Genomic DNA, 5,485 nt, shown 5'->3' with positions numbered 1-5,485 from the left:
CCCGCCTACACAACCTCGCTCTCACGGGATGACTCCCGCCGCATGCGGGACCTGAGAGGTCCCCGGGAGACGGCTCCCCACCTCGCAGTCTCGGACGAAAATCAGGCGAGGCAGAACTCGTTGCCCTCGATGTCCTGCATCGTGATGCACGACTCGTTGACGCCATCGGCGCGCTGCGTCAGCACGTGCTTCGCGCCGAGCGCCATCAGCCGTGCGCATTCGGCCTCGAGTGTGGCCAGGCGCTCGTCACCCACGAGCCCGGCGCCGGCCCGCACACAGAGATGCACCCGGTTCTTGACGACCTTGCTTTCGGGAACTCGCTGGAAGAGCAGGCGCGGGGCCACACCCGACGGATCGGTACACGCGAAGTAGATCTCGTCCTCGGGCGGCAGCGAGCGGTGGTACTCCCCCCAGGTGGCAAAGCCCTCCGGGACCGTCGGTACGACGTACCCCAGCACCTCGCACCAGAAGGCGGCGAGGCGCGCAGGTTCCGCGCAGTCGAAGGTCACTTGGAACTGTTTGATCGTTGACATCGGCGCACAATAGCAGGGGCCCTGCTCCTCTCCCCGGGTCGGTAGGTCCGCACGTTGTCGGGAGGAGGCACCTGCTACCCGTTGCTGTGTCGTGCGGTCGCAGGGGTGAACCGAGGTCAGTGCTTCCCCAAAGGGAACCTGGGATGCGATCCCGGCCAGCCACTCTCGTGCTGCCAAAGATCAGTTACGGGACAACCCTTAGCTCTTGATACTGACTTCTGCCATTATACGATGATCAGTCAAGCTACGTCGGTGTCCCGCCCGATGGCCTGGAGGCGGTTCTTGAGGCGGTAGCTGTTGCCGTTGATGGAGATCACGTCGCAGTGGTGCAGGAGCCGGTCGAGGATGGCGGTGGCGAGGACTTCGTCGCCGAAGACCGGCCCTGCCGACCGACCAGGCCGAGCGTCTCGCCGCCGGCCGCCGCCAGCGGCGCATCGACACCGTCCCCGAGCTCCTTCGGCCAGCCATCGCCGCGTTCGACGCCTCGCGGATGAATGCCCAGGACCGGGCCCGCCGAGCCAGCACTCGACCCCGCAGCGACCACACCCTGGAGACCGCCCTCTCCACCATGCGCGACCTGGCAATCTTCCTCACCGCCTTCCGGGGCAAGAACGACTGGGCCCTGGTCGACGTCCACGACATCGAAGCGTTCCTGACCACCCTGGCCAGGGCCCGAAAGAGGCGGCTGACCGTGCTGCGGCAGTTCTTCCGCTTCGCCCGCTCCCACCGCATCGTGCTCATCGACCCGACTCGTGACCTGGCAGTCCGGGAGTCGAACGGCTTCCGCGGCAGGACCCTCACCCTCGACCAGCAGCGCGGACTCTTCCAGCGGTGGACGACCGACGAGAGCGTTCACCCGCACGAGGCGCTGGTCGGCATCCTCGCCCTGCTGGCGACCCTGCGCAACCTGACGATCAACGCCCTCCGCGCTGCCGGGCACCACAACATCGCCGCCGGCCTCCGGCACGCCTCCTACGAGCCCTTCATCCGCCCACTCGACCTCCTGGGCATCGCCTGACCAGCACACTCACAAGATCATCGGACTTTGCAACATCCCTGCCCCGGGCCGGTGGCCGCCCTCTTTCTGTGGGTGGGGGAGTTGCTACGGTGAGGGTACGGACGGATTCGGGGGGCGAATGGTGACGGGTTTTCATGTCAAGCCATCGGACATGCTGGTGGTTTCGGGCGGGTTCACCGACCTGCAGAACTGGGCGTCGCAGATCTACCGAGGGCTGGTCGGCTCGTTGGACGCGGCCGCGGGGATGGCGGGGGACGATGACGCCGGCAAGAAGTTCGCGGCGAAGTACGACCCGGCGGCCCAGAAGCTGGCAGACGCGATGGCACAGGGCGTCGCCCAGCTGGGAGGTACCGCGAACGGCCTGTACACCATGGCCATCAACTATCTGAAGAACGACGCCGATGTCGCGGCCAGCCTGATGGCTCCGCAGCAGCTGCCGGCCTCCACCAATCCCCAGTGTGACCAGGAGCCGGTCAAGGCGAAGATCGAGTCTGCGGCCGGCCACGCGAGCAGCGGTGTCGTGGACGGGATCCTGGCCGAATTCTGGCCGCAGGGCGATTCCGGCAAGCTGCGGCAGGCCGCCAAGGACTGGAAGCACCTGGCCGAGCTGGCCAGCCGGATCGGCGCCGAAGGGGACACGCGGGTCCAGAAGGTCATGGCGTCCAGCGAGTCCAGCGCCGTTACCTCCTTCGCCCAGAACTGGGCGAAGATGCACGACGGCTGCGCGACATCGGGCCCGCTGCTGAACAGCATCACGAACGCTGCCTACAAGCTGGGTGTGGCCTGCGAGTCCTACGCCAAGGAGATCGAGGACCTGAAGGACACCCTGGAGAACCTGGCGATCGGCGCCGGGATCGTCGCGGGCACTGGCATCGTGCTGACGGTGTTCACGCTCGGTATATCGGACGCGGCGGCGGCCGGTGGCGAGGCCGCGATCGCCGCGGAAGCCGGCGCGGCAGCGCTCGCCATGACGGCCGCGGTCGAGGGCAGCGCCGAGCTCGCGGTCCTCGCGGAGGCCGCGGCGATCGTCGAGGCCGCCGAGGCGAGCCTCATCCCGGTCGGCGCCGCCGCGACCGCCGCCGCGGCGGGCACCGCGGTCGTGCTCGCCTCAGCAGGCGACGCCATGGCCGCCAGCAAGGCCCCCGTTCCGAACACCGTCCCCGACGGGCTCAAGCCCCTCCCTCCTCAGCCGAACACCGGCTTCAACGACCTCACCCCGGCGGAACAGGCCCAGGTCCAGGCCTGGATGGACGAGGCAGAGCAGGCCACCGATCCGAAGCGCTCCTGGAAGGCCAACGACCCCCTGAACGCCGGCAAGCCCGAAGAGGCGGAGCGCCGCAAGTACCAGATCCGCGTCGCCGGCAGCAGGGAGTACAGCCTCTACACCACCCTGGACAACCCGAAGGACTTCGGCGCTGAGGCCACGATGAACGCCGACGGAATCCGCCCACAGGACGGCGCCGCCGTCGACAGCAAATACATCGGGCAGAAGGCCAACTGCAAGTCTCCCTTCCGCCTCGACAACGTCGACAACGTCTTCCCGATCGTCTACGAGAACGTCCTCGCCGACCAGGAATGGGAGTGCGCCCGGTACGCCTCCGCATTCAAGGACCCCCGGAACAAGCCGATCAACCACCTGGAAGTCATCACCAACGACGAGAAGGCCGCCGCGTACTTCGATGCGATCATGGCATCCGAAAGCGTGCCGGGCCGCACCCGGATCGAGAAGTAGACCGCACCAGCCAGCAGGACCCCCCGCCCCTAGACACGAAAGACAGGCCCATGAGCGGCAAATACCTCATCATGCCGGACCAGGAAAGTGGCGGCTCCTGGGGCTTCACCCCCGAGCAGCTCGACGACGTCCTGCACCGGAACTGGCCCCACGCCCGCCTAGCGGGCCCCATGCCCGGTTTCGACGTCTACGAGCTCTCTGTCCCGTTCCGCGACGATCACCGCCACCTCACCTACCACGCCGACCGCCACTTCTTCTCCTTCGCCGACCGCGACCCCCTCGACTTCTCCTTCCGCGTCATCTTCACCCTGCTGCTCACCCTCGCGCCCATGCAGCCGGTGATGTGGACCGACGACTTCAGCGGCGACATCAACCACGTCGACCTCTCCGTCGGGCTCCACGAACTCCTGCGCCCCTTCCAGCGCTGAGGCCGCCGCGTACCTCCCGGAGATGCCATGGAGGTCTTCGGTGATTGCGATGGGCTCGCCGCAGAGCGCCGGCATCCGCGAGGAGCTCTACCTCGTCGGAACCGAGAAGCCGGCCGGCTGCGGACGCGTGGGCGGGCGTTCTCCCCGCCGTCGGATCGTCCGGCACGGATCGGACACCCCGGAGCGACGAGTACGTGGTGATCGAGAACCAGCTCACCGCCTCGGACGACGATCGCATGACGCGCCTCACCAAATGCGCGGCGGTGCTCGGGGCGGAGGTCGACCGCGACAACATGACCGTCGGCCAGGCTGGCGCTGTACAAGCGCCGCGCTCTGGCAAAGGACCTCGGCGTCCCCGCCGACGGCACCGGCTCGCACCGCATCGTCCGCGGCAGCACCGCCGGCTCCTTCACCGACCGGACGGATTCGCCTGGGACGCCGCCACGTCGCTCACCCCCCCCGCGCCGTCTGCACGGTCCTGAAGCCCGGCCGCAAGCGCGCCCGCCCCGGCGACAAGCCACCCACCGAGGGTGACACGACGCTTCGTCCCGGTCCGTGGCTGCCTAACTGGGCGTTTCGTCCCTGGTTCTGGGGCTCAGGTTCCGCGCCAGGTCGGGGTGGTTTCTCCGGTGAGGCGGCGGGTCATGAGGCTGATCATCGCGACGTGGACCATGGCTTCGGAGCGGGCCGGAAGGGCTTCGTAGTCGCGGGCGAGGCGGCGGTGGTGCATGAGCCAGCCGAACGTCCGCTCGACGACCCAGCGGCGGGGCTGGACAACGAATCCCCTGGTGGCGGGGTCGCGGCGGACGATCTCGACGTCGATGCCCAGGGTGGCGCCGTGTTCGATGACAGCGTTCTTGTAGCCCATGTCTTGCCGATGGTCGGGTGCTCGGTTGCGACCGTGGTCAACAGTTGTCGGCTGGCGGTGCCGTCCTGGACGCTCGCGGCGGTGACCAGGACCACGAGCAGGAGGCCGATCGTGTCGGTGACGATGTTGCGTTTCCTGCCCAGGATCTTCTTGCCGACATCGGCGCCCTGGCCGGCGGCGGGGACGTTCGTGGAGGTCTTCACGCTCTGCGAGTCGATAATGCAGGCCGTCGGATCGGGATTGCGGCCCTCGTGGATTCGGACGAGGCGGCGTAACAGGCCGCTGAGCTGCTCGAATACGCCTTCCTTCTGCCACTTGGCGAAGTAGGCGTAAACCGTCTCCCAGGGCGGGTAGTCGTGCGGGAGGTAGCGCCACGGGATGCCGGTGCGGTCGACGTAGAGGATCGCGTCGAGGAGGTCGCGCAAGTCGTGCTCGGGCGGGCGACCGAAGGCCAGGGCTCGCGCGGTACGCTCGCGGCGGCACACGGTCAGGGAGGGTTCGACCAGGGCCCAGCGGGCGTCGGACAGGTCGCTCGGATACGGTCGACGATCCGTCATGAGGACGGCATACTGCCGGATCGCCGTCTTGGCCATAGACCGCGGACCTGCCGGAGACAGATGCCATCGAGGCCGGCCTTTTGGAATGAGACAGGACGCAGTACGCATCTCCGGCGGGCTTTCGTGCGCACGTGCCACGCCCGTCGCTCCCACCTCAGGAGCCACGCCAAGGGGTCCGGCTGGACGGCTCGCAAACCTGCATCGACCAGCGTTTTCATGGGTGAAACGCCCAGTAACTAGGTCTTTCGCCACTGAGTGGACGTTAAGTCCTGTTTCTCTCGGTTCGTGATCACTCGTACGTGTGAACGTCGGCCGTACTGGCGTGCCAGTCGGGGTTCGGGTGATGTTC

Annotated in this window: 4 protein-coding genes and 3 pseudogenes; 4 read left to right on the top strand and 3 right to left on the bottom strand. The window is 67.6% G+C overall.

Annotated features, from left to right (window positions below; all coding sequences use genetic code 11):
• Window positions 1–101 precede the first annotated feature (101 nt).
• Together ACIBH3_RS35730 and ACIBH3_RS35725 are read right to left on the bottom strand one after the other, a co-directional pair.
• Window positions 102–533, bottom strand: a complete 432-nt coding sequence (locus ACIBH3_RS35730) for a VOC family protein (protein ID WP_396316289.1) — start codon at window positions 531–533, stop codon at window positions 102–104.
• 239 nt (window positions 534–772) lie between these two features.
• A pseudogene (locus ACIBH3_RS35725) lies at window positions 773–916 on the bottom strand (ATP-binding protein); the annotation flags it as partial.
• Window positions 917–1,023: 107 nt separating this feature from the next.
• On the opposite strand from ACIBH3_RS35725, the gene ACIBH3_RS35720 reads away from it, so the two are divergent.
• The 4 genes and pseudogenes from ACIBH3_RS35720 to ACIBH3_RS35705 form a co-directional block, all read left to right on the top strand.
• Complete coding sequence (locus tag ACIBH3_RS35720; protein ID WP_396316288.1) at window positions 1,024–1,551, top strand: site-specific integrase; 528 nt, start codon at window positions 1,024–1,026, stop codon at window positions 1,549–1,551.
• 151 nt (window positions 1,552–1,702) lie between these two features.
• Window positions 1,703–3,283, top strand: a complete 1,581-nt coding sequence (locus ACIBH3_RS35715) for a restriction endonuclease fold toxin-2 domain-containing protein (RefSeq protein ID WP_396316287.1) — start codon at window positions 1,703–1,705, stop codon at window positions 3,281–3,283.
• Window positions 3,284–3,333: 50 nt separating this feature from the next.
• Window positions 3,334–3,711: a hypothetical protein gene (locus ACIBH3_RS35710; protein WP_396316286.1), complete on the top strand. Its 378-nt coding sequence runs from the start codon at window positions 3,334–3,336 to the stop codon at window positions 3,709–3,711.
• 306 nt (window positions 3,712–4,017) lie between these two features.
• Window positions 4,018–4,193: pseudogene (locus ACIBH3_RS35705) on the top strand (glyoxalase); the annotation flags it as partial.
• Between the two features lie 113 nt (window positions 4,194–4,306).
• Here the strand turns inward: ACIBH3_RS35705 and ACIBH3_RS35700 are convergent.
• Window positions 4,307–5,136 (bottom strand): annotated as a pseudogene (locus ACIBH3_RS35700) (IS5 family transposase).
• Window positions 5,137–5,485: the final 349 nt, after the last annotated feature.

The organism is Kitasatospora sp. NPDC050543 (genome assembly GCF_044457565.1).
Lineage (GTDB): Bacteria > Actinomycetota > Actinomycetes > Streptomycetales > Streptomycetaceae > Kitasatospora.
The sequence above is the reverse complement of the archived record's forward strand: the minus strand, read 5'-3'. Positions and strand labels throughout refer to the sequence as shown.